This is a genomic window from Streptomyces griseus subsp. griseus (assembly GCF_000720255.1).
Classification (GTDB): domain Bacteria; phylum Actinomycetota; class Actinomycetes; order Streptomycetales; family Streptomycetaceae; genus Streptomyces; species Streptomyces griseus_I.
Map to the genome: position 1 here is coordinate 351,189 of NZ_JOJE01000003.1, position 25,979 is coordinate 377,167.

23 protein-coding genes are annotated in these 25,979 nt (G+C 69.6%); 21 read left to right on the plus strand and 2 right to left on the minus strand.

The window, feature by feature from the left end; all coding sequences use genetic code 11:
• Nucleotides 1-5: 5 nt before the first annotated feature.
• From ruvB to IG99_RS06660, 6 genes are all read left to right on the plus strand, one after another.
• On the plus strand, nucleotides 6-1,076 hold the full coding sequence (ruvB, locus tag IG99_RS06635; protein WP_037670749.1) for a Holliday junction branch migration DNA helicase RuvB: 1,071 nt from the start codon (nucleotides 6-8) through the stop codon (nucleotides 1,074-1,076).
• A 234-nt stretch (nucleotides 1,077-1,310) separates the two neighbouring features.
• On the plus strand, nucleotides 1,311-1,799 hold the full coding sequence (yajC, locus tag IG99_RS06640; RefSeq protein WP_037670752.1) for a preprotein translocase subunit YajC: 489 nt from the start codon (nucleotides 1,311-1,313) through the stop codon (nucleotides 1,797-1,799).
• A gap of 130 nt (nucleotides 1,800-1,929) precedes the next feature.
• Nucleotides 1,930-3,714, plus strand: a complete 1,785-nt coding sequence (secD, locus tag IG99_RS06645) for a protein translocase subunit SecD (RefSeq protein ID WP_199815461.1) — start codon at nucleotides 1,930-1,932, stop codon at nucleotides 3,712-3,714.
• Between the two features lie 2 nt (nucleotides 3,715-3,716).
• The gene (gene secF / locus IG99_RS06650) at nucleotides 3,717-4,820 is read left to right on the plus strand and encodes a protein translocase subunit SecF (protein WP_037670754.1); all 1,104 of its coding nucleotides are present in this window, start codon (nucleotides 3,717-3,719) and stop codon (nucleotides 4,818-4,820) included.
• Nucleotides 4,817-5,356, plus strand: coding sequence for an adenine phosphoribosyltransferase (locus IG99_RS06655; RefSeq protein ID WP_037670757.1), 540 nt, complete (start codon nucleotides 4,817-4,819; stop codon nucleotides 5,354-5,356). The genes secF and IG99_RS06655 overlap by 4 nt, the downstream gene beginning before the upstream one ends.
• Before the next feature lie 189 nt (nucleotides 5,357-5,545).
• The gene (locus IG99_RS06660) at nucleotides 5,546-8,116 is read left to right on the plus strand and encodes a RelA/SpoT family protein (protein ID WP_037670758.1); all 2,571 of its coding nucleotides are present in this window, start codon (nucleotides 5,546-5,548) and stop codon (nucleotides 8,114-8,116) included.
• Between the two features lie 95 nt (nucleotides 8,117-8,211).
• On the opposite strand, the gene IG99_RS06665 is transcribed toward IG99_RS06660, so the two are convergent.
• The gene (locus IG99_RS06665) at nucleotides 8,212-9,441 is read right to left on the minus strand and encodes a DUF349 domain-containing protein (RefSeq protein ID WP_037670759.1); all 1,230 of its coding nucleotides are present in this window, start codon (nucleotides 9,439-9,441) and stop codon (nucleotides 8,212-8,214) included.
• A 144-nt stretch (nucleotides 9,442-9,585) separates the two neighbouring features.
• On the minus strand, nucleotides 9,586-10,401 hold the full coding sequence (locus IG99_RS06670) for a peptidylprolyl isomerase (RefSeq protein WP_037670760.1): 816 nt from the start codon (nucleotides 10,399-10,401) through the stop codon (nucleotides 9,586-9,588).
• Nucleotides 10,402-10,568: 167 nt separating this feature from the next.
• Here IG99_RS06670 and IG99_RS06675 point away from each other — a divergent pair, with 167 nt between their 5' ends.
• The 15 genes from IG99_RS06675 (at nucleotide 10,569) to aroB (ending at nucleotide 25,958) form a co-directional block, all read left to right on the plus strand.
• Nucleotides 10,569-11,279 carry an MBL fold metallo-hydrolase gene (locus IG99_RS06675; protein ID WP_037670761.1) on the plus strand — a complete coding sequence of 237 codons (711 nt, stop codon included), beginning with the start codon at nucleotides 10,569-10,571 and terminating at the stop codon, nucleotides 11,277-11,279.
• A gap of 13 nt (nucleotides 11,280-11,292) precedes the next feature.
• Nucleotides 11,293-12,555, plus strand: coding sequence for a histidine--tRNA ligase (gene hisS, locus IG99_RS06680; RefSeq protein WP_037670762.1), 1,263 nt, complete (start codon nucleotides 11,293-11,295; stop codon nucleotides 12,553-12,555).
• 164 nt (nucleotides 12,556-12,719) lie between these two features.
• Entirely contained in the window at nucleotides 12,720-13,376 is a 657-nt protein-coding gene (locus tag IG99_RS06685; RefSeq protein ID WP_037670764.1) for a vitamin K epoxide reductase family protein, read from the plus strand.
• A 43-nt stretch (nucleotides 13,377-13,419) separates the two neighbouring features.
• Nucleotides 13,420-14,775, plus strand: a complete 1,356-nt coding sequence (locus IG99_RS06690; protein ID WP_037670765.1) for a replication-associated recombination protein A — start codon at nucleotides 13,420-13,422, stop codon at nucleotides 14,773-14,775.
• A gap of 280 nt (nucleotides 14,776-15,055) precedes the next feature.
• Complete coding sequence (gene rpsD, locus IG99_RS06695; RefSeq protein WP_020138086.1) at nucleotides 15,056-15,670, plus strand: 30S ribosomal protein S4; 615 nt, start codon at nucleotides 15,056-15,058, stop codon at nucleotides 15,668-15,670.
• Nucleotides 15,671-15,834: 164 nt separating this feature from the next.
• Nucleotides 15,835-16,302: a DUF948 domain-containing protein gene (locus tag IG99_RS06700; protein WP_107055840.1), complete on the plus strand. Its 468-nt coding sequence runs from the start codon at nucleotides 15,835-15,837 to the stop codon at nucleotides 16,300-16,302.
• Nucleotides 16,303-16,310: 8 nt separating this feature from the next.
• Nucleotides 16,311-16,652 (plus strand): hypothetical protein, encoded by a 342-nt coding sequence (locus tag IG99_RS06705; protein WP_037670768.1) that lies wholly within the window; start codon nucleotides 16,311-16,313, stop codon nucleotides 16,650-16,652.
• On the plus strand, nucleotides 16,652-19,324 hold the full coding sequence (gene alaS / locus IG99_RS06710) for an alanine--tRNA ligase (protein WP_037670769.1): 2,673 nt from the start codon (nucleotides 16,652-16,654) through the stop codon (nucleotides 19,322-19,324). The genes IG99_RS06705 and alaS overlap by 1 nt, the downstream gene beginning before the upstream one ends.
• Before the next feature lie 8 nt (nucleotides 19,325-19,332).
• The gene (ruvX, locus tag IG99_RS06715; RefSeq protein ID WP_037671001.1) at nucleotides 19,333-19,797 is read left to right on the plus strand and encodes a Holliday junction resolvase RuvX; all 465 of its coding nucleotides are present in this window, start codon (nucleotides 19,333-19,335) and stop codon (nucleotides 19,795-19,797) included.
• A gap of 123 nt (nucleotides 19,798-19,920) precedes the next feature.
• Nucleotides 19,921-21,663 (plus strand): endolytic transglycosylase MltG, encoded by a 1,743-nt coding sequence (gene mltG / locus IG99_RS06720; protein WP_078947563.1) that lies wholly within the window; start codon nucleotides 19,921-19,923, stop codon nucleotides 21,661-21,663.
• 19 nt (nucleotides 21,664-21,682) lie between these two features.
• On the plus strand, nucleotides 21,683-22,534 hold the full coding sequence (locus IG99_RS06725; RefSeq protein ID WP_234311759.1) for a shikimate dehydrogenase: 852 nt from the start codon (nucleotides 21,683-21,685) through the stop codon (nucleotides 22,532-22,534).
• A gap of 64 nt (nucleotides 22,535-22,598) precedes the next feature.
• On the plus strand, nucleotides 22,599-22,991 hold the full coding sequence (locus tag IG99_RS06730; protein ID WP_037670771.1) for a hypothetical protein: 393 nt from the start codon (nucleotides 22,599-22,601) through the stop codon (nucleotides 22,989-22,991).
• A 182-nt stretch (nucleotides 22,992-23,173) separates the two neighbouring features.
• Nucleotides 23,174-24,358, plus strand: a complete 1,185-nt coding sequence (aroC, locus tag IG99_RS06735; protein ID WP_037670773.1) for a chorismate synthase — start codon at nucleotides 23,174-23,176, stop codon at nucleotides 24,356-24,358.
• Nucleotides 24,355-24,870, plus strand: a complete 516-nt coding sequence (locus tag IG99_RS06740; RefSeq protein ID WP_037670774.1) for a shikimate kinase — start codon at nucleotides 24,355-24,357, stop codon at nucleotides 24,868-24,870. Before aroC ends, IG99_RS06740 begins: the two co-directional genes overlap by 4 nt.
• Nucleotides 24,867-25,958, plus strand: coding sequence for a 3-dehydroquinate synthase (gene aroB / locus IG99_RS06745; protein ID WP_037670777.1), 1,092 nt, complete (start codon nucleotides 24,867-24,869; stop codon nucleotides 25,956-25,958). The genes IG99_RS06740 and aroB overlap by 4 nt, the downstream gene beginning before the upstream one ends.
• Nucleotides 25,959-25,979 lie beyond the last annotated feature (21 nt).

A 25,979-nucleotide genomic window follows, 5' to 3' on the forward strand; every position in this document is an offset into this window, starting at 1 on the left:
ACGCAATGAACTGGGACGACACGACCGACACCCCCGCTCCCGAGCGGCTGGTCGGTGCGTCTGCCGACGGCGAGGACCAGGCCGTCGAGGCCGCCCTGCGCCCCAAGGACCTGGACGAGTTCATCGGCCAGGAGAAGGTCCGCGAACAGCTCGACCTCGTTCTGCGCGCCGCACGCGCGCGCGGCGCCACCGCCGACCACGTGCTGCTCTCCGGCGCCCCGGGGCTCGGCAAGACCACCCTGTCGATGATCATCGCGGCCGAGATGGGCGCCCCCATCCGCATCACCTCCGGCCCCGCCATCCAGCACGCCGGCGACCTCGCCGCGATCCTCTCCTCCCTCCAGGAGGGCGAGGTCCTCTTCCTCGACGAGATCCACCGCATGTCGCGGCCCGCCGAGGAGATGCTCTACATGGCGATGGAGGACTTCCGCGTCGACGTCATCGTCGGCAAGGGCCCCGGCGCCACCGCCATCCCGTTGGAGCTGCCGCCCTTCACCCTGGTCGGCGCCACCACGCGCGCGGGCCTGCTGCCGCCCCCGCTGCGCGACCGCTTCGGCTTCACCGCCCACATGGAGTTCTACGAGCCCGCCGAGCTCCAGCGGGTGATCCACCGCTCGGCGAGCCTGCTCGACGTCGAGATCGACACCGACGGCGCCGCCGAGATCGCCGGCCGCTCGCGCGGCACGCCCCGGATCGCCAACCGCCTGCTGCGCCGCGTGCGCGACTACGCCCAGGTCAAGGCCGACGGCGTCATCACGCGCGAGATCTCGGGGGCCGCCCTCGCCGTCTACGAGGTCGACGCCCGAGGCCTCGACCGGCTGGACCGCGCCGTCCTGGAGGCCCTGCTGAAGCTTTTCGGCGGCGGCCCGGTCGGCCTGTCGACGCTGGCCGTGGCGGTGGGGGAGGAGCGAGAGACCGTCGAGGAGGTCGCCGAGCCCTTCCTGGTCCGGGAGGGCCTGCTCGCCCGTACTCCGCGCGGACGGGTCGCGACCCCGGCCGCATGGGCGCACCTCGGCCTGACCCCGCCCCGCTCCGCCACCGGGGGGAACGGCCAGCAGGACCTGTTCGGAACCTGACAGTCCGCAGGGTGTCCCCGTCGCCGACCCGGGACCTGGCCGTACAGTGGCCGTGACACCGGCAGAACAATGGTGGCGACATCGGCCGGGTCAGGAACCCGGGTGCCATGCTGAGCGTTGTTCCTTGCACGCGGACTCGCTTAGACTCCGCCGATGCCGCCTTTGTCGGCGGCACCCACACCCCAATCATCCAGGCCGCTCATCATCGCGGTCACGTGAAGGAAGTACCGACCCGTGAGTCTCGTGACCCTCCTCCCGTTCATCGTGCTCATCGGGGCCATGTTCCTGATGACTCGGTCGGCGAAGAAGAAGCAGCAGCAGGCCGCCGACATGCGCAACCAGATGCAGCCAGGCAGCGGAGTCCGCACCATCGGGGGCATCTACGCGACGGTGAAGGAGGTCAACGAGGAAACGGTCCTCGTCGACGCCGGCCCGGGTGTGGAACTGCTCTTCGCCAAGAACGCCATCGGTGCCGTGCTGTCCGACGACGAGTACAACCGCATCGTCCACGGCGTCGAGCACGACCTGAAGTCCGACACCGACATCATCCCGGACGACGCCTCCTCCCTCACCGAGACCGACGGCTCCGCCGACGAAGCTGCCGCCGCCTCCGACGACAAGTCCGTCGACCTCGGCAAGAAGGACGAGGCCGAGGAGACGCCCGCCGAGGCCAAGGCCGACGAAGAGCCGAAGAAGACCGAGGGCGACTCCGACGCGAAGTAGTCATGTCCCGGGGCGCGCGGGCCGGTCTGGCGCGCCCCACGACGTGCCTCCCGCACGGGATCCCGACACCATGTCATGGCCGCCACCGCGCTGACTCGGCGCCGGGCGGCCCGAGAGGGAGTACGAGAAGGTGGCAGCACCCAAGAAGGGCCGGAGTGCGAGTGCCCAGAGCAAGCCAGGGCGCTCGCTGGCCCTGATCCTGATCGCCATCGTGGCGCTCACCGGAGGCATGTTCGCCGCCGGGCACACGACCCCGCGCCTCGGCATCGACCTCGCCGGTGGTACCAGCATCACGCTGGAGGCGAAGGCCGACCAGGGGTCCGCGATCAACAAGGCCAACATGGACACCGCGGTCGAGATCATGAACCGCCGTGTCAACGGCCTGGGCGTCTCCGAGGCGGAGGTGCAGACCCAGGGCGAACGCAACATCATCGTGAACATCCCCAAGGGCACCAACTCCAAGGAAGCCCGGGACCAGGTCGGCACCACCGCGAAGCTGTACTTCCGTCCGGTCCTCGCCCAGGAGGCGACCGGTTCGGCGGCGAGCCCCTCGCCGAGCCCCTCCGCGAGCGGCTCGTCCAGCGCGTCTCCGAGCCCCTCCGCCAGCGCCTCGCCGAAGGAGAAGGCGTCCTCCTCCGCATCGCCCTCCCCGTCGGCCTCCGCCACCTCACAGGGCCGCTCCGTCACCGACGCCCTGAAGGCCGACTCCACCCCGTCGGCGTCCGCATCGGCCAGTGGCAAGGCCTCTCCCAGCCCCTCCGCCTCGGCGAGCGGCGGCGCCGGCAACGACGCCACCGCCAAGCTCCAGGCGCAGTACGCCGCACTGGACTGCTCCAAGGAGTCGGTCCGCGCCACCGCCGGCAAGAACGCCAAGCCGGGTGACCCGACCGTGGCCTGCGGTGAGGTCGACAAGGTCTGGTACAAGTACGTGCTCGGCCCGGCCGCCGTCGACGGCACCGAGGTGAAGAAGGCCTCGGCGGTCTTCGACACCCAGACGGCCGCCGGCTGGCAGGTCAACATGACCTTCACAGGCAAGGGCGCGAAGAAGTTCGGCGACGTCACCGGCCAGCTCGCGAAGAACCCGGCCCCGCCGCAGAACGAGTTCGGCATCGTCCTCGACGGTCAGGTCGTCTCCAGCCCGACCGTCAGGACGGCCATCACCGGCGGTCAGGCCCAGATCTCCGGCAGCTTCACGCAGGAAGAAGCCCAGAACCTCGCCAACATGCTGTCGTACGGCGCGCTCCCGCTCTCCTTCAAGGAGCAGAGTGTGACCACGGTGACCGCGGCCCTCGGCGGTGAGCAACTGCACGCCGGTCTCCTCGCCGGCGCGATCGGCCTCGCGCTGGTCGTCATCTACCTGGTGGCCTACTACCGCGGCCTGTCGATGATCGCGATCGCCTCGCTGCTCGTCTCCGCGGCCCTGACCTACGTGATCATGTCGCTGCTCGGCCCGGCCATCAACTTCGCGCTGAACCTGCCGGCCGTCTGCGGTGCGATCGTCGCCATCGGTATCACCGCCGACTCGTTCATCGTGTACTTCGAACGCATCCGGGACGAGATCCGCGAGGGCCGCACCCTGCGCCCCGCTGTCGAGCGGGCCTGGCCGCGCGCCCGGCGCACCATCCTGGTCTCCGACTTCGTGTCGTTCCTCGCCGCCGCGGTGCTGTTCATCGTCACCGTCGGCAAGGTCCAGGGCTTCGCGTTCACGCTGGGTCTGACCACCGTCCTCGACGTCGTCGTGGTCTTCTTCTTCACCAAGCCGCTGATGACGCTGCTGGCCCGCCGCAAGTTCTTCGCGGACGGCAACAAGTGGTCCGGCCTCGACCCGAAGAGCCTGGGTGCCAAGCCGCCCCTGCGCCGTACCCGCCGTCCCGCCGGTCCCGCCGCCGGCCCCGTCGAGACCAAGGAGGCGTGAGCGTGTCGAAACTCGGCAGCATCGGCGCCCGTCTGCACCGTGGTGAGATCAGCTACGACTTCATCGGCCACCGCAAGCTCTGGTACGGCATCTCGATCCTGATCACCATCACGGCCATCCTCGGCCTGACGGTGCGAGGCCTGAACATGGGCATCGACTTCCAGGGCGGTGCCGTCTTCACCACCCCGAAGACCAGCGTGTCCGTCGCCCAGGCGGAGGACTACGCGCGGGACGCGTCCGGCCATGACGCCGTCGTGCAGAAGCTCGGCAACGACACGCTGCGCATCCAGATCGCCGGCATGGACACCCAGCAGTCCGACGAGATCAAGGACAAGCTCGCCGCCGACTTCAAGGTCGACTCCGAGAAGATCGCCGCCGACCTCGTCGGTCCCAGTTGGGGCGACCAGATCGCCAACAAGGCCTGGCAGGGCCTGGGGATCTTCATGGTCCTGGTCGTGATCTACCTGGCGATCGCATTCGAGTGGCGCATGGCCATCGCCGCGCTCGTCGCCCTGATCCACGACATCACCATCACCGTCGGCATCTACGCCCTCGTCGGCTTCGAGGTCACGCCCGGCACGGTCATCGGTCTGCTGACGATCCTCGGTTACTCGCTCTACGACACGGTCGTCGTCTTCGACAGCCTCAAGGAGCAGACGAAGGACCTCACCAAGCAGACCCGCTTCACCTACAGCGACGTCGCCAACCGCTCGATCAACAGCACCCTGGTCCGCTCCATCAACACCACGGTGGTCGCGCTGCTGCCGGTGGCTGGCCTGTTGTTCATCGGCGGCGGTGTCCTCGGCGCGGGCACGCTCAACGACATCTCGCTGTCGCTGTTCGTCGGCCTCGCGGCCGGTGCGTACTCCTCGATCTTCATCGCCACCCCGCTCGTCGCCGACCTCAAGGAGCGCGAGCCGCAGATGAAGGCCCTCAGGAAGCGCGTCCTGGCCAAGCGGGCCCAGGCCGCCACCGACGAGGAGATCGAGACGTCGCGTCCCGTCGCCGATGACTCCGAGGACGCCGCTCCCGCGGTCGTCGGGCCCCGCAACCAGCCCGCCGCCCGCAACCGCGGCCGCGGTCGCCCCTCCGGGAAGCGCCGATGACCGACGTCAAGGAACTGCTGCTCAGCCGAATCCGTGACGTGGCGGACTACCCGGAGCCGGGCGTGATGTTCAAGGACATCACCCCGCTCCTGGCGGACCCGGGGGCGTTCACCGCGCTCACCGACGCGTTCGCGGAGATCGCCGAACGGACCGGCGCCACCAAGGTCGTCGGCCTGGAGGCCCGCGGCTTCATCCTCGGTGCCCCGGTCGCCGTCCGGGCGGGCCTCGGCTTCATCCCCGTACGCAAGGCGGGCAAGCTCCCCGGAGCCACCCTGGCCCAGGCGTACGACCTGGAGTACGGCTCCGCCGAGATCGAGGTGCACGCGGAGGACCTCTGCGGGGACGATCGCGTGTTGGTGGTTGATGACGTGCTGGCCACCGGCGGGACCGCCGAGGCGTCGATCAAGCTCATCCACCGCGCGGGTGCCCAGGTCGCGGGCGTCGCCGTCCTGATGGAGCTCAGCTTCCTCGACGGACGGGCCAGGCTGGAGGCGGCCCTCGACGGTGCGCCGCTGGAGTCGCTGCTCACCATTTGATCACCGGCACGACAGCCGCGCGCCAGGTACACCGCGGAGGCGGACCCGGAGGAATCCGGCGTCCGCCTCTTGTGTTTCTTGGGTAGACGGCCCTCACATCAGCCTGAAGGGGACCCTGGAGCCCAGGATCGCTACGATGGGTTCTCCGGAGCCTGACCGGGGGACCCGGATCGCGCACGAGGAGTCCTCTTGCCAGACGAGGCCCAGCACCTGACCGCCGCCAAGCCCGAGCCCGCCCCGGGACCCGCGGCCAAGCCCGCGCCGAACGCGCCGCACGCGACGAACGACACCCGCGGGCCGGTCGAGCACGCCCAGTCCGCGCCCGTCGACAAGCCGGCCGAGCAGACGCGCCCCAAGCCGTCCCCCACCGACTCCGCCCGAGCGGGGGGACCCCCGGCGCCCGAGCGCGCCACATCCGGTACCCGCCCGTCCGCCGGCCAGCCCGCCCGCTCCGGATCCTCCAACCGTGTCCGAGCCCGGCTGGCCCGGCTCGGCGTGCAGCGCGCGAACCCGTACAACCCGGTCCTGGAACCGCTGCTGCGGATAATGCGCAGCAACGACCCCAAGATCGAGACGGCGACGCTGCGTCAGATCGAGCGCGCCTACCAGGTCGCCGAGCGCTGGCACCGCGGCCAGAAGCGCAAGAGCGGCGACCCGTACATCACCCACCCCCTCGCGGTGACCACGATCCTCGCCGAGCTGGGCATGGATCCGGCCACCCTCATGGCGGGCCTGCTCCACGACACCGTCGAGGACACCGAGTACGGGCTGGAGGACCTGCGCCGTGACTTCGGCGACCAGGTCGCCCTGCTCGTCGACGGCGTCACCAAGCTGGACAAGGTCAAGTTCGGTGAGGCCGCGCAGGCCGAGACGGTCCGCAAGATGGTCGTGGCGATGGCGAAGGACCCGCGCGTCCTCGTCATCAAGCTCGCCGACCGCCTGCACAACATGCGCACCATGCGCTACCTCAAGCGCGAGAAGCAGGAGAAGAAGGCGCGCGAAACCCTGGAGATCTACGCGCCGCTCGCCCACCGCCTGGGCATGAACACCATCAAGTGGGAACTGGAGGACCTCGCCTTCGCGATCCTCTACCCCAAGATGTATGACGAGATCGTCCGGCTGGTGGCCGAGAGGGCGCCGAAGCGTGACGAGTACCTGGCCATAGTGACCGACGAGGTCCAGGCCGACCTGCGCGCCGCCCGTATCAAGGCGACCGTCACCGGCCGCCCCAAGCACTACTACAGCGTCTACCAGAAGATGATCGTCCGCGGCCGTGACTTCGCGGAGATCTACGACCTGGTGGGCATCCGCGTCCTCGTGGACACCGTCCGCGACTGCTACGCGGCCCTCGGCACCGTGCACGCGCGATGGAACCCGGTCCCCGGCCGGTTCAAGGACTACATCGCGATGCCCAAGTTCAACATGTACCAGTCGCTGCACACGACGGTCATCGGCCCCAACGGCAAGCCCGTCGAACTCCAGATCCGCACGTTCGACATGCACCGCCGCGCCGAGTACGGCATCGCCGCGCACTGGAAGTACAAGCAGGAGGCCGTAGCCGGCGCCTCGAAGATCCGCACAGACGCGCCGAAGACGTCCGGCAAGGGCGCCAAGGACGACCACCTCAACGACATGGCGTGGCTGCGCCAGCTGCTCGACTGGCAGAAGGAGACCGAGGACCCGGGAGAGTTCCTGGAGTCCCTGCGCTTCGACCTGTCCCGCAACGAGGTCTTCGTCTTCACGCCGAAGGGCGACGTCATAGCGCTGCCGGCCGGGGCCACGCCGGTGGACTTCGCGTACGCGGTCCACACGGAGGTCGGCCACCGGACCATCGGAGCACGGGTCAACGGCCGGCTCGTCCCGCTCGAGTCCACCCTGGACAACGGGGACCTGGTGGAGGTCTTCACCTCCAAGGCGCCCGGCGCGGGCCCCTCCCGCGACTGGCTGGGCTTCGTCAAGTCGCCGCGCGCCCGCAACAAGATCCGCGCCTGGTTCTCCAAGGAGCGCCGGGACGAGGCGATCGAACAGGGCAAGGACGCCATCGCCCGGGCGATGCGCAAGCAGAACCTGCCGATCCAGCGCATCCTCACCGGCGACTCGCTGGTCACGCTCGCGCACGAGATGCGCTACCCGGACATCTCCTCGCTGTACGCGGCCATCGGCGAGGGCCATGTGGCCGCGCAGAACGTCGTGCAGAAACTGGTGCAGGCCCTCGGCGGCGAGGAGGCAGCCACCGAGGAGATCGACGAGGCGGTCCCGCCGTCCCGTACCCGTGGCCGCAAGCGGCGCAGCAGCAACGACCCCGGTGTGGTGGTCAAGGGCGTCGACGACGTGTGGGTCAAGCTGGCCCGCTGCTGTACGCCCGTCCCCGGCGACCCGATCATCGGCTTCGTCACGCGGGGTAGCGGAGTATCGGTTCACCGCAGTGACTGCGTCAACGTGGAGTCACTGTCCCGCGAGCCCGAGCGCATCCTCGACGTCGAGTGGGCGCCGACCCAGTCCTCGGTCTTCCTGGTCGCCATCCAGGTCGAGGCCCTGGACCGCTCCCGGCTCCTGTCGGACGTCACCCGCGTCCTGTCCGACCAGCACGTCAACATCCTCTCCGCGGCCGTCCAGACCTCCCGCGACCGGGTCGCCACGTCCCGGTTCACCTTCGAAATGGGCGACCCGAAGCACCTGGGGCACGTCCTGAAGGCCGTACGGGGCGTGGAGGGCGTCTACGACGTGTACCGCGTGACGTCGGCGCGCAGGCCGTCGTAGGGCTGTCGGAAAAACGCCGTAGCACCTCCGGCAACGCGAGAGGCCCCCGTACACGATGTACGGGGGCCTCTTCGTCGCCCGTGGCGGTCCGGAGGTCAGCCGCCGAACTCCTGCAGGCCCTTCAGAGCCTGGTCGAGCAGCGCCTGACGGCCCTCGAGCTCACGCTCCAGCTTCTCGGCCCGCGCGGTGTTGCCCTGCGCCCGCGCGGTCTCGATCTGGCCCGTCAGCTTGTCCACGGCGGCCTGGAGCTGGCCGGTCAGACCCTCGGCACGCGCGCGTGCCTCCGGGTTCGTCCGGCGCCACTCGGCCTCCTCGGCCTCCTGAATGGCCCGCTCGACCGAGTGCATACGGCCCTCGACCTTCGGCCGGGCGTCCCGCGGGACATGGCCGATGGCCTCCCAGCGCTCGTTGATCGAGCGGAACGCGGCGCGGGCGGCCTTGAGGTCCGACACCGGGAGGATCTTCTCGGCCTCCTCGGCCAGCTCCTCCTTCAGCTTCAGGTTCTCGGCCTGCTCGGCGTCCCGCTCGGCGAACACCGAACTGCGCGCGGCGAAGAAGACGTCCTGGGCGCCGCGGAAGCGGTTCCACAGGTCGTCCTCGTGCTCGCGCTGGGCACGGCCCGCCGCCTTCCACTCCGCCATCAGCTCGCGGTAGCGGGCGGCCGTCGGGCCCCAGTCCGTCGAGTTCGACAGCGACTCGGCCTCGGCGACCAGCCGCTCCTTGATCCTGCGTGCCTCCTCGCGCTGCGCGTCCAGCTGCGCGAAGTGCGCCTTGCGACGCTTGGAGAACGCCGACCGCGCGTGCGAGAAGCGGTGCCACAGCTCGTCGTCCGACTTGCGGTCGAGCCGCGGCAGCGACTTCCAGGTGTCCACCAGCGAGCGCAGCCGCTCACCGGCGGCCCGCCACTGGTCGGACTGGGCCAGCTGCTCCGCCTCGGTCACCAGGTCCTCCTTGGCCTGGCGTGCCGCGTCGGACTGCTTGGCCCGCTGCGCCTTGCGCTCCTCACGGCGCGCCTCGACGGTCCGCACGAGCTTGTCGAGCCGGGTCCGCAGGGCGTCCAGATCGCCCACCACGTGGTGCGCGTCGACCTGCTCGCGGATGTGGTCGATGGCGACCTGGGCGTCCTTGGCCGACAGATCGGTGGTCTGCACTCGCTTTTCGAGGAGGCCGATCTCGACAACCAGGCCCTCGTACTTGCGCTCGAAGTAGGCCAGCGCCTCCTCGGGGGAGCCGGCCTGCCAGGAACCGACGACCTGCTCGCCGTCGGCCGTACGCACGTACACGGTCCCCGTCTCGTCGACGCGGCCCCACGGGTCGCTGCTCACAGCGCCTCCTCCACATGATGCCTGCGGAGGGCCTCAGCACCCCCGGGCATCGTCCACAGTTTCGTCACGGCCAACATAGGCGACCAGCGGGTTACCTGTCCGCATCCAGCGCGACCGAAATTGCGCAGTTGGCCGTCCTGGTCGTCAGGACTTCGAGACCGTCGCCCTGTTGATCACGACCGTCGCGTTCGGGGCGCCGTCCCCCTGGCCGGTGCTCTCACCCGCGGCGGCGATCTTCTTCAGAACGGCCATGCCTGATTCGGAAACGGTACCGAACGGTGTGTAGCTGGGCGGAAGCTGACTGTCCTGGTACACGAGGAAGAACTGGCTGCCGCCGCTGTGCGGCTGCCCGGTGTTCGCCATCGCCACCGTGCCGGCCGGGTAGACGTTGCCCTTGAGGCTCTTGTCCTTCAGGTTCTCGTCCGGAATCGTGTAGCCGGGACCGCCGCTGCCGCTGCCCGTCGGGTCGCCGCACTGGAGCACGTAGATGGTGTTCGAGGTCAGCCGGTGGCACTTCGTGTGGTCGAAGTAGCCCTTGCCCGCGAGGAAGTCGAACGAGTTCACGGTGTGCGGGGCCGCCGACGCCTTCAGGGCGATGTCTATGTCACCGCAGGTCGTGGCGAGCTTCATCGTGTACTTCGCCGACTTGTCGATCGTGAGCGCCGGCTCCTTCTTCCAGCTCTCCGTCTTGACCTTGCCCGCGGCCGGCTTCGCGCACGGGTCCTTCGCGGCGCTGGGGGAGGCGGACGGGCTCGCTTCCGAGCTCGCGTTCGCCTTGTCGTCGTCCTTGAGGACGCCCGTCGTGTACAGGGCCAGGCTGCCGATCAGGATCACGCCGAGCACGGACGCGATCACCGAGTTGCGCACACGCGCCTTGCGCCGCGCGGCAGTGCGCCGCTGCTGCTGCCGCAAGAACTTCTCCCGGGCGAGCTGACGCTTCCGCTGTTCCTGGGTGACCACCGGGTTCTCTCCTCGTGCGTCTCGTACGTCGACTGGGACGCGTGCGTCTTGTGAGCCGACCGCCTGCGTGTGCCCCGTACCGTATATGGGTTCGCTGAGGAATCGGCAGCGCCGGTAGGCTCTGACGACAGTTGTAGCCGCCCGAATCGACACAACGAAGGACGATCGTGCTCATTGCCGGGTTCCCCGCCGGGGCCTGGGGGACGAACTGTTATCTCGTCGCCCCCGCCGCCGGTGAGGAGTGCGTGATCATCGACCCTGGCCACCAGGCCACCCAAAGCGTCGAGGAAACGCTGAAGAAGCATCGGCTCAAGCCCGTCGCCGTCGTCCTCACCCACGGCCACATCGACCACGTGGCCTCGGTCGTCCCGGTGTGCGGCGCGCACGACGTACCGGCCTGGATCCACCCCGAGGACCGCTACATGATGAGCGACCCGGAGAAGGCGCTCGGCCGCTCCATCGGGATGCCGCTGATGGGCGAGCTCACCGTGGGGGAGCCGGACGACGTCAAGGAGCTGGCCGACGGCGCGAAGCTGGAACTGGCCGGTCTGGAGCTGTCCGTCACGCACGCGCCCGGCCATACCAAGGGGTCGGTGACGTTCAGGATGCCCGAGGCCGCCGACGTCCCGTCGGTCTTCTTCTCGGGCGACCTGCTCTTCGCCGGCTCCATCGGACGCACCGACCTGCCCGGCGGTGACATGGCCGAGATGCTCGACTCGCTGGCCCGCGTGTGCCTGCCGCTCGACGACTCGACCGTGGTGCTGTCCGGCCACGGCCCCCAGACGACCATCGGCCAGGAGCGCGCCACCAACCCGTATCTGCGGCAGGTGGCCGCCGGCGGCCAGGGAGCGACCCAGGCTCCCCGACGAGGAATGTGACGAGAGACTTCCCGTGAGCACCTTCAAGGCCCCCAAGGGCACGTACGACCTCCTGCCGCCCGATTCCGCCAAGTACCTCGCCGTCCGTGAGGCGATCGCCGCGCCGTTGCGCAACTCCGGCTACGGCTACGTCGAGACGCCCGGCTTCGAGAGCGTCGAGCTGTTCGCGCGCGGCGTGGGCGAGTCGACCGACATCGTGACCAAGGAGATGTACGCCTTCGAGACCAAGGGCGGCGACAAGCTCGCCCTGCGTCCCGAGGGCACGGCCTCCGTACTGCGCGCGGCTCTGGAGGCCAGCCTGCACAAGGCGGGCAACCTGCCGGTCAAGCTCTGGTACTCCGGCTCGTACTACCGCTACGAGCGTCCCCAGAAGGGCCGCTACAGGCACTTCTCCCAGGTCGGCGCAGAGGCCATCGGTGCCGAGGACCCCGCCCTGGACGCCGAGCTGATCATCCTGGCCGACCAGGCGTACCGCTCGCTGGGGCTGCGCGACTTCCGCATCCTGCTCAACTCCCTGGGCGACAAGGAGTGCCGGCCGGTCTACCGGGCCGCCCTCCAGGACTTCCTGCGCGGCCTGGACCTCGACGAGGACACGCTGCGCCGGGCGGAGATCAACCCCCTGCGCGTGCTGGACGACAAGCGCGAGTCGGTCCAGAAGCAGCTCGGGGACGCCCCGCTGCTGCGCGACTACCTCTGCGACGCCTGCAAGGCGTACCACGAGGAGGTCCGTGAGCTGATCACGGCCGCGGGCGTCGCCTTCGAGGACGACCCGCAGCTGGTGCGCGGCCTGGACTATTACACCCGCACCACCTTCGAGTTCGTCCACGACGGGCTGGGGTCCCAGTCCGCGGTGGGCGGCGGCGGCCGCTACGACGGCCTGTCCGAGATGATCGGCGGCCCCGCGCTGCCCTCGGTGGGCTGGGCGCTGGGCGTCGACCGTACGGTCCTCGCCCTGGAGGCGGAGGGCGTCGAACTCGAAATCCCCGCGTCCACCACGGTGTTCGCGGTTCCGCTCGGCGAAGAGGCCCGGCGCATCCTGTTCGCCAAGGTCACCGAACTGCGCAAGGTCGGCATCGCCGCCGACTTCTCCTACGGCGCCAAGGGCCTCAAGGGCGCGATGAAGAACGCCAACCGCAGCGGGGCCCGGTTCACCGTCGTCGCCGGCGAGCGCGACCTCGCGGAGGGCGTCGTCCAGCTCAAGGACATGGCGTCCGGCGAGCAGACGGCGGTCGGCGTCAACGAGATCGTCGCGGAGCTGGAATCCCGTCTGGGCTAGTCACTCCTGCGGGTGACGAGGCGCCGGTGCCTTCCTGGTGACCGGCGCCTTCGTCGCGGCGCGGCCCGGCATTTATGTCGAGCGAACGGTGAGCCGACGGGTGTGTGCGGCAGAATGGGCCGTGCCCGGAGAAGATCCCACTCTCAAGTGACGGAATCGGCGTGATGAGCAAGACGACAGTCAAAGACGTCTCCACCGAGCCGGAGCCGGAGCGCGCACCCGCCACGCCGCGCACGGTCGGCGGCAGCCGTGCCTTCGCGCTGATGCTGGTGATCACCGGCGCGGCCGGCCTGCTCGCCGCGTGGGTCATCACGATCGACAAGTTCAAGCTGCTCGAGGCCAAGGTCGAGGGCAAGACCTTCACCCCGGGATGCAGCCTCAACCCCGTGGTCTCCTGCGGCAGCGTGATGGAGAGCAAGCAGGCCGCCGCCTTCGGCTTCCCCAACCCGATGCTCGGCCTGGTCTGCTACGGCATCGTCATCTGCGTCGGCATGAGCCTGCTGGCCCGCGCCCGCTTCCCGCGCTGGTACTGGCTCACCTTCAACGCCGGCACGCTCTTCGGCGTGAGCTTCTGCGCCTGGCTGATGTTCCAGTCCCTGTACCGGATCAACGCCCTGTGCCTGTGGTGCTCCCTGGCCTGGGTCGCGACGATCATCATGTTCTGGTACGTGACCTCGTTCAACGTCCGCAACGGCTTCCTCCCCGCCCCGCGCTGGCTGAAGGGCTTCTTCGGCGAGTTCACCTGGGTCATGCCGGTGCTGCACATCGGCATCATCGGCATGCTGATCCTCACCCGCTGGTGGGACTTCTGGACCAGCTGACCGTCCCCGAGGGATTGTCAGTACGGTGTTTTAGGGTTTCAGCGTGGAGCCCGACCTGTTCACCGCCGCAGCAGAAGAACGCCAGGAGAAGGACCCGACCGGCAGCCCCCTGGCGGTCCGGATGCGCCCGCGCACCCTCGACGAGGTGGTCGGCCAGCAGCACCTGCTGAAGCCGGGATCACCCCTGCGCCGTCTGGTCGGCGAGGGCGCGAAGGGCCCGGCCGGACCCTCCTCCGTGATCCTCTGGGGGCCGCCCGGCACCGGCAAGACGACCCTGGCGTACGTCGTCTCCAAGGCCACCAACAAGCGCTTCGTCGAACTGTCGGCGATCACCGCGGGCGTCAAGGAGGTCCGCGCGGTCATCGACGGCGCCCGCCGCGCGTCCGGTGGCTACGGCAAGGAGACCGTCCTCTTCCTCGACGAGATCCACCGCTTCAGCAAGGCCCAGCAGGACTCCCTGCTCCCCGCCGTCGAGAACCGCTGGGTCACCCTGATCGCCGCGACCACGGAGAACCCCTACTTCTCCGTCATCTCCCCCCTGCTCTCCCGCTCCCTCCTGCTCACCCTCGAACCCCTCACCGACGACGACATCCGGGCCCTGCTGAAGCGGGCCCTCACCGAGGAACGCGGCCTGAACAGCGCCGTCACCCTCCCCGAGGACACCGAGGAACACCTCCTGCGCATCGCCGGCGGTGACGCCCGCCGCGCCCTGACCGCGCTGGAGGCCGCCGCCGGGGCCGCGCTGGACAAGGACGAGACCGAGATCGGCCTGACGACGCTCGAGGAGACCGTCGACCGGGCCGCCGTGAAGTACGACCGCGACGGCGACCAGCACTACGACGTGGCCAGCGCCCTGATCAAGTCCATCCGCGGCTCCGACGTCGACGCCGCGCTGCACTATCTGGCCCGCATGATCGAGGCCGGTGAGGACCCCCGCTTCATCGCCCGCCGACTGATGATCTCCGCCAGCGAGGACATCGGCCTCGCCGATCCGAACGCGCTGCCCGTCGCCGTCGCCGCCGCCCAGGCCGTCGCCATGATCGGCTTCCCCGAGGCCGCGCTCACCCTCAGCCACGCCACCATCGCCCTCGCCCTGGCCCCCAAGTCCAACTCCGCGACCACCGCGATCGGCGCCGCCCTGGACGACGTACGCAAGGGACTGGCCGGACCCGTCCCGCCGCACCTGCGCGACGGGCACTACAAGGGCGCGGCCAAGCTGGGGCATGCCCAGGGGTACGTGTATCCGCACGACCTGAACGAGGGCATCGCCGAGCAGCAGTACGCACCGGACGAGATCAAGGACCGCGAGTACTACACCCCGACCCGGCACGGCGCCGAGGCGCGGTACGCGGACGCCGTGGAGTGGACCAGGAAGCACCTCGGTCGAAGGCGGTCCTGAGCACCCTGTAGAATCGCTCGAAGTGCCGAGTCCCGTGCAGTCAGAACGGGACAGCCGGCCGGAACCCTCAGCGGGTTCCAGGAGCGTCGCGCACCGTTCGAATGGTGTCGCGGGCAGCCCACCACCATCACGGTAGGTGGGCCACTCGCGTGCTGCACATATGTGCCCAGACCAGGGGAGCGGCTGCCCGGAAGACCCCGTGCGGGTCCAAGGGTTTCCCCGGCTGCGGATTGCGACCTCCCATAACTCTGACGAGCCGAACACCAAGAAATGAGAGATTGTGGCGAACCAGTCCCGCCCCAAGGTCAAGAAGTCGCGTGCGCTCGGCATCGCGCTGACCCCGAAGGCCGTCAAGTACTTCGAGGCCCGCCCCTACCCGCCGGGTGAGCACGGCCGCGGCCGCAAGCAGAACTCGGACTACAAGGTCCGTCTGCTCGAGAAGCAGCGTCTGCGCGCGCAGTACGACGTGTCCGAGCGTCAGCTCGTCCGCGCCTACGAGCGTGCCTCCAAGGTGCAGGGCAAGACCGGTGAGGCCCTGATCATCGAGCTCGAGCGCCGCCTCGACGCCCTGGTCCTGCGTTCGGGCATCGCCCGCACCATCTACCAGGCCCGTCAGATGGTCGTCCACGGCCACATCGAGGTCAACGGCCAGAAGGTCGACAAGCCCTCCTTCCGCGTCCGTCCCGACGACGTCGTGATGGTCCGCGAGCGCAGCCGCAGCAAGACGCTGTTCGAGGTCGCCCGTGCCGGTGGCTTCGCCCCCGACGGCGAGACCCCGCGCTACCTCCAGGTGAACCTCGGTGCCCTGGCGTTCCGCCTGGACCGCGAGCCGAACCGCAAGGAGATCCCGGTGATCTGCGACGAGCAGCTCGTCGTCGAGTACTACGCCCGCTGATCACCAGCCGGTCGTAACACCACGCACCACTCGGCCCGCCGTCTCCCCACCCTCACCGGTGGGCGAGGCGGCGGGTTCGTGCATGCACCGGCCCCTAATCCGGTACGGAGCCCCATCCTCGGCGCGATAGGCTCGGTGCACGACTTTTTCGATGCAGTAGACCGATGTACAGGCACGTTTCAGGGAGCGGGTGCGCAGTGTCCGGTGGAGAGGTGGCCGGGATCCTGGTGGCCGTCTTCTGGGCGATCCTGGTCTCCTTCCTCGCGGTGGCCCTCGCGAGGCTGGCCCAGACGCTCAAGGCGACCACCAAGCTCGTGGCGGACGTGACCGACCAGGCCGTCCCGCTGCTGGCCGACGCCTCCGCGGCGGTGCGCTCCGCACAGACCCAGATCGACCGGGTCGACGCGATCGCGTCGGACGTCCAGGAGGTCACCTCCAACGCGTCCGCGCTGTCGACGACCGTCGCCTCCACCTTCGGCGGCCCCCTGGTCAAGGTCGCCGCCTTCGGCTACGGCGTGCGCCGGGCCCTCGGCGGCCGCAAGGACGACGTGCCGGCCAAGGCGCCCCGCAGCACCGTGATCGTGGGCCGCACGGTCTCGGCCTCGCGGTGGGGCAAGCGGAAGAAGGACTGAGGCAACCGATGTTCCGCCGTACGTTCTGGTTCACCTCCGGCGTCGCCGCCGGGGTGTGGGCCACCACCAAGGTCAACCGCAAGCTGAGGGCGCTGACCCCCGAGAGCCTCGCCGCGACCGCGGCCAACAAGGCGCTCGAGACAGGGCACCGGCTCAAGGACCGCGCGGTGGGCTTCGCACTCGACGTCCGCGACAACATGGCCCAGCGGGAGGCCGAGCTGGGAGACGCGCTCGGGATCGACACCGACCCCGAACTCCCCGCCCCCCGGCGGTTCGCCGCGATCGAGAACCGCAACGACCCGAAGTACGTCGACCCGACGTACTCGTACAACCGGAATGAGGACCACTGATGGAGTCGGCTGAGATCCGCCGCCGCTGGCTGAGCTTCTTCGAGGAGCGCGGGCACACCGTCGTCCCTTCGGCGTCGCTCATCGCGGACGACCCGACTCTGCTCCTCGTCCCCGCCGGCATGGTGCCCTTCAAGCCCTACTTCCTGGGCGAGGTCAAGCCGCCCTTCGCGCGCGCCACCAGCGTGCAGAAGTGCGTGCGCACCCCCGACATCGAAGAGGTCGGCAAGACCACCCGCCACGGCACGTTCTTCCAGATGTGCGGCAACTTCTCCTTCGGCGACTACTTCAAGGAAGGCGCCATCAAGCACGCCTGGGAGCTGCTCACCAGCCCCCAGGACAAGGGCGGTTACGGCCTGGAGCCGGAGAAGCTCTGGATCACCGTCTACAAGGACGACGACGAGGCCGAGCGCATCTGGCACGAGGTCGTCGGTGTGCCGAAGGAGCGCATCCAGCGCCTCGGCATGAAGGACAACTACTGGTCCATGGGCGTCCCCGGCCCCTGCGGCCCCTGCTCCGAGATCAACTACGACCGCGGCCCCGAGTTCGGCGCCGAGGGCGGCCCCGCCGTCAACGACGAGCGGTACGTGGAGATCTGGAACCTCGTCTTCATGCAGTACGAGCGCGGCGAGGGCATCGGCAAGGACAACTTCGAGATCCTCGGCGAGCTGCCGAGCAAGAACATCGACACGGGCCTCGGCATGGAGCGCCTCGCCATGATTCTGCAGGGCGTGCAGAACATGTACGAGATCGACACCTCCATGGCCGTCATCAAGAAGGCCACCGAGCTGACCGGCGTGGCCTACGGCGACGCCCACGACTCGGACGTCTCCCTGCGCGTGGTCACCGACCACATGCGTACCTCCGTGATGCTCATCGGCGACGGCGTCACCCCCGGCAACGAGGGCCGCGGCTACGTCCTGCGCCGCATCATGCGCCGTGCCATCCGCAACATGCGCCTGCTCGGCGCCACCGGCCCGGTCGTGCTCGACCTGATCGACACCGTGATCGCCATGATGGGCCAGCAGTACCCGGAGCTGGTCACCGACCGCGAGCGCATCGAGAAGGTCGCCCTCGCCGAGGAGAACGCCTTCCTCAAGACGCTGAAGGCCGGCACCAACATCCTCGACACCGCCGTCACCGAGACCAAGCAGTCCGGTGGCACGGTTCTGGCCGGCGACAAGGCGTTCCTGCTCCACGACACCTGGGGCTTCCCGATCGACCTCACCCTCGAAATGGCCGCCGAGCAGGGGCTGTCCGTGGACGAGGATGGCTTCCGCCGCCTGATGAAGGAGCAGCGGGAGCGCGCCAAGGCCGACGCCCAGGCCAAGAAGACCGGCCACGCCGGCGCCGGTGCCTATCGTGAGATCGCCGACCGGACCGGTGAGACCGACTTCATCGGCTACACGGACACCGAGGGCGAGACCACGATCGTCGGCATCCTCGTCGACGGCGTCTCCTCCCCGGCTGCCGGCGAGGGCGACGAGGTCGAGATCGTCCTCGACCGCACCCCGTTCTACGCCGAGGGCGGCGGCCAGATCGGCGACACCGGCCGCATCAAGGTCGACACCGGTGCCGTCATCGAGATCCGCGACTGCCAGAAGCCGGTGCCCGGCGTCTACGTCCACAAGGGTGTCGTCCAGGTCGGCGAGGTCACCGTCGGCGCCAAGGCCCAGGCCTCGATCGATTCCCGCCGCCGCACGGCCATCGCCCGCGCCCACTCGGCCACGCACCTGACGCACCAGGCCCTGCGTGACGCCCTCGGCCCGACGGCCGCCCAGGCCGGTTCGGAGAACCAGCCCGGCCGCTTCCGCTTCGACTTCGGCTCGCCGTCCGCCGTTCCCACGGCCGTGATGACCGACGTCGAGCAGAAGATCAACGAGGTGCTCGCCCGCGACCTCGACGTCCGCGCCGACGTCATGGGCATCGACGAGGCCAAGAAGCAGGGCGCCATCGCCGAGTTCGGCGAGAAGTACGGCGAGCGCGTCCGCGTGGTCACCATCGGCGACTTCTCCAAGGAGCTGTGCGGTGGCACGCACGTGCACAACACCGCCCAGCTGGGACTGGTGAAGCTGCTCGGCGAGTCCTCCATCGGTTCCGGTGTGCGCCGTATCGAGGCCCTCGTCGGTGTCGACGCCTACAACTTCCTCGCGCGTGAGCACACGGTCGTCGCCCAGCTCCAGGAGCTGATCAAGGGCCGTTCGGAGGAGCTCCCGGAGAAGGTCTCCGCCATGCTCGGCAAGCTGAAGGACGCCGAGAAGGAGATCGAGAAGTTCCGCGCCGAGAAGGTTCTCCAGGCCGCCGCCGGTCTCGTCGAGTCGGCCAAGGACGTGCGCGGTGTCGCGCTCGTCACCGGCCAGGTGCCGGACGGTACGACCCCGGACGACCTGCGCAAGCTCGTCCTCGACGTGCGCGGCCGCATCCAGGGCGGCCGGGCCGCCGTGGTGGCCCTGTTCACGGTCAACAACGGCAAGCCGCTGACGGTCATCGCCACCAACGAGGCCGCCCGCGAGCGCGGCCTGAAGGCCGGTGACCTGGTCCGCACGGCCGCCAAGACCCTCGGCGGCGGCGGTGGCGGCAAGCCGGACGTCGCCCAGGGCGGTGGCCAGAACCCGGCCGCCGTCGGCGAGGCCGTCGACGCCGTCGAGCGCCTCGTGGCGGAAACAGCCAAGTGAGCCAGTCGATGAGGAGGGGCCGTCGACTCGCGATCGATGTCGGGGACGCCCGGATCGGGGTCGCCTCGTGCGACCCCGACGGGATCCTCGCCACTCCCGTGGAGACGGTCCCCGGCCGGGACATTCCGACGGCTCACCGGCGGCTGAGGCAGTTGGTCGAGGAGTACGAGCCGATCGAGGTCGTCGTCGGTCTCCCTCGCTCCCTCAAGGGGGGCGAGGGCCCGGCCGCGGTAAAGGTTCGCGGATTCGCGCAGGAGCTGGCGAAGGGCATCGCACCGGTCCCGGTCCGGCTCGTCGACGAGCGGATGACGACCGTGACGGCCAGTCAGGGACTGCGCGCCTCAGCAGTGAAGACGAAGAAGGGCCGCTCGGTGATCGACCAGGCGGCGGCCGTGGTCATCCTGCAGCAGGCCCTCGAATCCGAACGGGTGTCAGGTAAAGCACCCGGCGAGGGCGTCGAAGTGGTCATCTGATCGCGATACGGTAACGTTCCGCGCGATGCGGTGGTGTTCGAACAGCCGCCGCACAGAGAGAGGCGGGACGGGAGCCGGGGCGTGAACACCGAGCGACCGCCGCCTCGCGGCTCTAGGGGATCGATGACTGAGTATGGCCGGGGCCCAGGCTCCGAACCGTGGCATCCGGAGGACCCGTTGTACGGGGACGGCGGATGGGAAGGGCAGCAGGCCCACGTGGGTCAGCAGTCTGCCTACGGCGGCCAGCAGCAGCACCACTATCCGCAGCAGCCGGGATTCGGCGACTGGGACGACCAGCAGGCCGCGTACGGACAGACGCAGCAGCACCAGTACGACCCGCAGCAGCACCAGTACGACCAGCAGCAGCAGTACGACCCGCAGCACCAGCAGCACTACGACCCGCAGAACTACGCCGCTCAGGGACAGGGCCAACAGCCGTACGACCAGGGCGGTTGGGGGGACGGCACCGGAGCGCAGCAGCCGCACGTCCCGTACCCCGCCGACCCGGCGGACCTCTATGGGCAGCAGCCCGTCGGCCCCGGCGGTGAACAGCCCGACTTCTACGGCACTCAGGACGCCTATCCGCCGCCGGAACCGCCCGGCAGGCGCCGCACCGAACCGGAGCCCGAGACCGACTGGGACCCGGGACCCGACCAGGGCGAGCACGCCTTCTTCGCGGGCGGCGATGACGAGGACGACGAGCCGGGAGAGCGCCGAGGACGCGGCGACCGGCGAGGGCGCGGCGACAAGGGCACGGGTGGGAAGGGCAAGGGCGGCAAGGGCAAGAAGGGCCGCAACGGGACCGCCTGCCTGCTGGTCGTGGTCGTCCTGGGCGGCGGTCTGGCCGGCGTCGGGTACTTCGGCTACCAGTTCTACCAAAATCGTTTCGCCCCGGCGCCGGACTTCGCGGGCAGCGGCACCGACCAGAAGGTGACCGTCGAGATCCCGAAGGGCGCGGAAGGCTACGTCATCGGCCAGAAACTGAAGGCCGCCGGCGTCGTCAAGAGCGTGGACGCCTTCGTCTCGGCTCAGGCGAACAATCCCGATGGCAACAAGATCCAGGCAGGCGCCTACATCCTGAAAAAGGAGATGTCGGCCGCCAGTGCGCTGGACATGATGCTCGACCGCAAGAGCCAGGCCAATGTGTTGGTCAGGCCGGGGGAGCGCAACGTTCAGGTGTACAAGGCGATCGACCAGAAACTCGAACTCGCCTCGGGCGCCACCCAGAAGGCCGCCGAAAAGGAGTACAAGAGCCTCGGCCTGCCCGACTGGGCGAACGACAACAAGGACATAAAGGAGCCGCTGGAGGGTTTCCTCTATCCGGGCACCTATCCCGCCGCCAAGGGCATGAAGCCGGAGACGGTCCTGAAGGAGATGGTGTCCCAGGCCAACGAGGCGTACGGCAAGTACGACCTGGAGGCGAAGGCCCGGGAACTCAAGCTGGAGAGCCCGCTGCAGGTCATCACGGTCGCCAGCCTCGTCCAGGCCGAGGGCAAGACGCACGACGACTTCCGCAAGATGGCGGAGGTCGTCTACAACCGCCTCAAGCCCACGAACACCGAGACCAACCAGAAGCTTCAGTTCGACTCGACCTTCAATTACCTGAAGAACGAGAGCAACATCAACATCAGCGAGTCCGAGATCAACAGCAACCAGGACCCGTACAACACGTACACGCAGAAGGGTCTCCCGCCCGGACCCATCGGCAATCCCGGTGACGACGCGCTGAAGGCGACAATGAATCCGACGCACGACGGCTGGATCTACTTCGTGGCGACCGACGGCGAGAACAACACCGAATTCGCCAAGACGTACGCGGAATTCCAGCGGCTCAAGGACAAGTTCAACGAAGCATCCGCCAACTGATTTCGGATCACGGATTTCAATGAGCGACACCATGCGTACGGAGGGCGTCCGGCGTCGCCGGGCCGCCGTGCTCGGCAGCCCCATCGCCCACTCCCTCTCCCCGGTGCTGCACCGCGCCGCCTACCGGGAACTCGGGCTCGCCGACTGGTCGTACGACCGCTTCGAGGTCGACGAGGAGGCACTGCCCGGGTTCTTCGCGGAGCTGGACGACGAGTGGGCGGGGCTGTCCCTGACCATGCCGCTGAAGCGGGCCGTCATCCCGCTGCTCGACGGGATCAGCGAGACGGCGACCTCCGTCGAGGCGGTCAACACGGTCGTCTTCACCGAGGACGGCCGCCGCGTCGGGGACAACACCGACATCCCCGGCATGGTCGCCGCCCTGCGTGAACGTGGCATCGAACAGGTGGACTCGGCCGCGATCCTGGGCGCCGGCGCGACCGCCTCCTCGGCGCTCGCCGCCCTGGCGCGGGTCTGCACCGGCGAGGTCGTCGCCTACGTCCGCAGCGAGGCCCGGGCCGCCGAGATGCGGCAGTGGGGCGAGCGGCTCGACGTCGAGGTCCGTACGGCGGACTGGGCGGACGCGGAGCAGGCGCTGCGTGCGCCCCTGGTGATCGCCACCACCCCTGCCGGTACCACCGACGCCCTGGCAGCCGCCGTGCCGGAGCGTCCCGCCACGCTCTTCGACGTGCTCTACGACCCCTGGCCGACCGCACTCGCCGCCCGCTGGTCCATGTACGGCGGTGCCGTGGTCAGCGGGCTGGACCTGCTGGTGCACCAGGCTGTCCTCCAGGTGGAGCAGATGACGGGCCGTAGGCCGGCTCCCGTGGACGTGATGCGAAAAGCGGGCGAACATGCGCTCGAGGCCCGGTAAGATCCGCTGCTGTTCCGCAGGGGGCGGAACAGCTACGGGGGCCGTACCAGGGGGGTAACCACTCATGACCACAGCTGTGCCACTCGCGTCCGGAAAGGGCGAAATCTTCGAGATCGTCCTGAAATTCATGCCGGACTGGATCCAGGTGCCCGTGCTCTGCCTGATCATCGGGATCGTCGTCCTGTCGTGGCTGCTCAAGCTGAAGCGCTGGATCTCCCACCGGCGCGCGGTGCGGTCCGGTGCGCCGGCCGTCGCGGTGGCGCAGCAGGCGCAGGGCCAGGGGCGGGGCGCGGACTACCTGGGGCAGTACGCCCCGCAGCAGGCACAGCAGGCACAGCAGGCACAGCAGGCACAGCAGACACAGCAGGCACAGCAGGCACAGCCCCGGCAGCCCAGCGGCGCCGACTTCCTCGGCTCCTACGCACCGCAGCAGCCGCAGCGGGAGGGCTCGGCCTGATCCGCGGTGCCGTCCCGCCCCGTCGCTCGCGTCCGTCTTGTGGACCGGCGGCCGGGTCCGCGGGGCGAACGTGGGAGGATCGGAGGTGGCGGGCCAGGGTCGCGCACCCGGTCGCGCCGTCGCCGTACGCGAGGACGCGCGTACGCAGGGCAGCAGCAGGGCGCGGATACTGAGGAGCACCGTTGAGCAGGTTGCGCTGGCTGACCGCGGGGGAGTCCCACGGTCCCGCACTCGTGGCGACGCTGGAGGGCCTTCCCGCCGGCGTGCCGATCACCACGGAGATGGTCGCGGACCATCTGGCACGGCGGCGGCTCGGATACGGTCGCGGTGCCCGGATGAAGTTCGAGCAGGACGAGGTCACCTTCCTCGGCGGAGTGCGGCACGGCCTCACCCTGGGCTCGCCGGTCGCGATCATGGTCGGCAACACGGAGTGGCCCAAGTGGGAGCAGGTCATGGCGGCCGACCCCATCGACCCCGAGGTGCTCGCGGGCCTCGCCCGCAACGCGCCGCTGACCCGTCCGCGCCCCGGCCACGCCGACCTCGCCGGCATGCAGAAGTACGGATTCGACGAGGCCCGGCCGATCCTGGAGCGCGCCTCGGCCCGGGAGACCGCGGCCCGCGTGGCGCTCGGCGCGGTGGCCCGTTCGTACCTCAAGGAGACGGCCGGGATCGAGATCGTCTCGCACGTCGTCGAGCTGGCCGCCGCCAAGGCCCCGTACGGCGTGTACCCGACCCCCGCCGATGTCGAGAAGCTCGACGCCGACCCGGTGCGCTGCCTGGACGCCGACGCGTCGAAGGCGATGGTCGCCGAGATCGACCAGGCCCACAAGGACGGTGACACCCTCGGTGGCGTCGTCGAGGTGCTGGCGTACGGCGTGCCCGTGGGCCTCGGCTCGCACGTGCACTGGGACCGCAAGCTGGACGCCCGGCTGGCCGCCGCGCTCATGGGCATCCAGGCGATCAAGGGCGTGGAGCTCGGCGACGGCTTCGACCTGGCCCGGGTGCCCGGCTCCAAGGCCCACGACGAGATCATCACCACACCCGCGGGCATCAGGCGGGCCACCGGCCGCTCCGGCGGCACCGAGGGCGGTCTGACCACCGGTGAGCTGCTGCGTGTGCGGGCCGCGATGAAGCCGATCGCCACCGTGCCGCGTGCCCTGCAGACGGTGGACGTCGCCACCGGCGAGGCCGCCCAGGCCCACCATCAGCGCTCCGACGTGTGTGCCGTGCCCGCGGCCGGGATCGTCGCCGAGGCCATGGTCGCCCTCGTCCTCGCCGACGCGGTCGCCGAGAAGTTCGGCGGTGACAGCGTCCCCGAGACCCGCCGCAACGTGCGGTCCTACCTCGACAACCTGACCGTCCGATGAGCGCTCCCCTGGTCGTGCTGGTCGGCCCGATGGGGGTCGGCAAGACCACTGTGGGCGCGCTGCTGGCCGAGCGGCTCGGGGTCGGCTACCGGGACACCGACGCCGACATCGTCGCCGCGCAGGGCCGGACCGTCGCCGACATCTTCGTCGAGGAGGGCGAGCCCGCCTTCCGCGCGCTGGAGAAGGAGGCCGTCGCGCAGGCACTGGTCCAGCACGACGGCGTCCTCGCCCTCGGCGGCGGCGCCATTCTGGACGCCGACACCCGCGAGTTGCTCTCCGGCCGACGCGTCGTCTACCTCTCGATGGACGTCGAGGAGGCGGTGAAGCGCACCGGCCTCAACGCGGCCCGGCCGCTGCTCGCCGTCAACCCGCGCAAGCAGTGGCGCGAGCTGATGGAGGCGCGGCGGCACCTGTACGAGGAGGTCGCCACGGCCGTCGTACCGACGGACGGCCGTACGCCCGAAGAGGTCACGCAAGCCGCCCTGGACGCACTGGAGTTGAAGGAAGCATGAGCGAGTCTGTGACGCGGATCCGGGTAGGCGGCAGCGCGGGCTCCGAGCCGTACGAGGTCCTGATCGGCCGTCAATTGCTCGGTGAACTCGGAGGGCTGATCGGCGCCAGGGCCAAGCGGGTCGCCGTCATCCACCCCGAGGCGCTCGCCGGGACCGGCGACGCGCTCCGCGCCGACCTGGCCGAGCAGGGCTACGAGGCCGTCGCCATCCAGGTGCCGAACGCGGAGGAGGCCAAGACCGCCGAGGTCGCCGCCTACTGCTGGAAGGCGCTCGGCCAGTCCGGCTTCACGCGCACCGACGTCGTCGTGGGCGTCGGCGGCGGCGCGACCACCGACCTGGCCGGCTTCGTCGCGGCGACCTGGCTGCGCGGTGTGCGCTGGATCGCCGTCCCCACCACCGTGCTGGCCATGGTCGACGCGGCCGTCGGCGGCAAGACCGGCATCAACACCGCCGAGGGCAAGAACCTCGTGGGTGCCTTCCACCCGCCGACCGGCGTGCTGTGCGACCTGGCCGCGCTGGATTCGCTGCCGGTCAACGACTACGTGTCCGGTCTGGCGGAGATCATCAAGGCCGGCTTCATCGCCGACCCGGTGATCCTCGACCTCATCGAGGCCGACCCCGAGGCCGCCCGCACCCCGGCGGGCCCGCACACCGCGGAGCTCATCGAGCGCTCCATCAAGGTGAAGGCGGACGTCGTCTCCTCCGACCTGAAGGAGTCGGGTCTGCGGGAGATCCTCAACTACGGCCACACCCTCGCGCACGCCATCGAGAAGAACGAGCGCTACAAGTGGCGGCACGGAGCCGCGGTCGCCGTCGGCATGCACTTCGCCGCCGAACTCGGCCGTCTCGCGGGCCGGTTGGACGACGCGACGGCCGACCGTCACCGCACGGTACTGGAGTCGGTGGGCCTGCCGTTGCACTACCGCTACGACCAGTGGCCCAAGCTCCTGGAGACCATGAAGGTCGACAAGAAGTCCCGGGGCGACCTGCTCCGCTTCATCGTCCTCGACGGTCTCGCCAAGCCGACCGTCCTGGAGGGTCCCGACCCGGCGGTCCTGCTGGCCGCCTACGGCGAAGTCGGTCAGTAAGTCCCCGCACGCGGACTTCTT

Excerpts from the sequence above, each read along its gene's own strand:
- alaS (WP_037670769.1), top strand. The coding sequence starts at position 16,652 with ATGGAGTCGGCTGAGATCCGCCGCCGCTGGCTGAGCTTCTTCGAGGAG.
- ruvB (WP_037670749.1), top strand. The coding sequence starts at position 6 with ATGAACTGGGACGACACGACCGACACCCCCGCTCCCGAGCGGCTGGTC.
- IG99_RS06705 (WP_037670768.1), top strand. The coding sequence starts at position 16,311 with ATGTTCCGCCGTACGTTCTGGTTCACCTCCGGCGTCGCCGCCGGGGTG.
- IG99_RS06700 (WP_107055840.1), top strand. The coding sequence starts at position 15,835 with ATGTACAGGCACGTTTCAGGGAGCGGGTGCGCAGTGTCCGGTGGAGAG.
- IG99_RS06655 (WP_037670757.1), top strand. The coding sequence starts at position 4,817 with ATGACCGACGTCAAGGAACTGCTGCTCAGCCGAATCCGTGACGTGGCG.
- aroB (WP_037670777.1), top strand. The coding sequence starts at position 24,867 with ATGAGCGAGTCTGTGACGCGGATCCGGGTAGGCGGCAGCGCGGGCTCC.
- IG99_RS06685 (WP_037670764.1), top strand. The coding sequence starts at position 12,720 with ATGAGCAAGACGACAGTCAAAGACGTCTCCACCGAGCCGGAGCCGGAG.
- mltG (WP_078947563.1), top strand. The coding sequence starts at position 19,921 with ATGACTGAGTATGGCCGGGGCCCAGGCTCCGAACCGTGGCATCCGGAG.
- ruvX (WP_037671001.1), top strand. The coding sequence starts at position 19,333 with ATGAGGAGGGGCCGTCGACTCGCGATCGATGTCGGGGACGCCCGGATC.
- IG99_RS06730 (WP_037670771.1), top strand. The coding sequence starts at position 22,599 with ATGACCACAGCTGTGCCACTCGCGTCCGGAAAGGGCGAAATCTTCGAG.
- IG99_RS06740 (WP_037670774.1), top strand. The coding sequence starts at position 24,355 with ATGAGCGCTCCCCTGGTCGTGCTGGTCGGCCCGATGGGGGTCGGCAAG.
- IG99_RS06725 (WP_234311759.1), top strand. The coding sequence starts at position 21,683 with ATGAGCGACACCATGCGTACGGAGGGCGTCCGGCGTCGCCGGGCCGCC.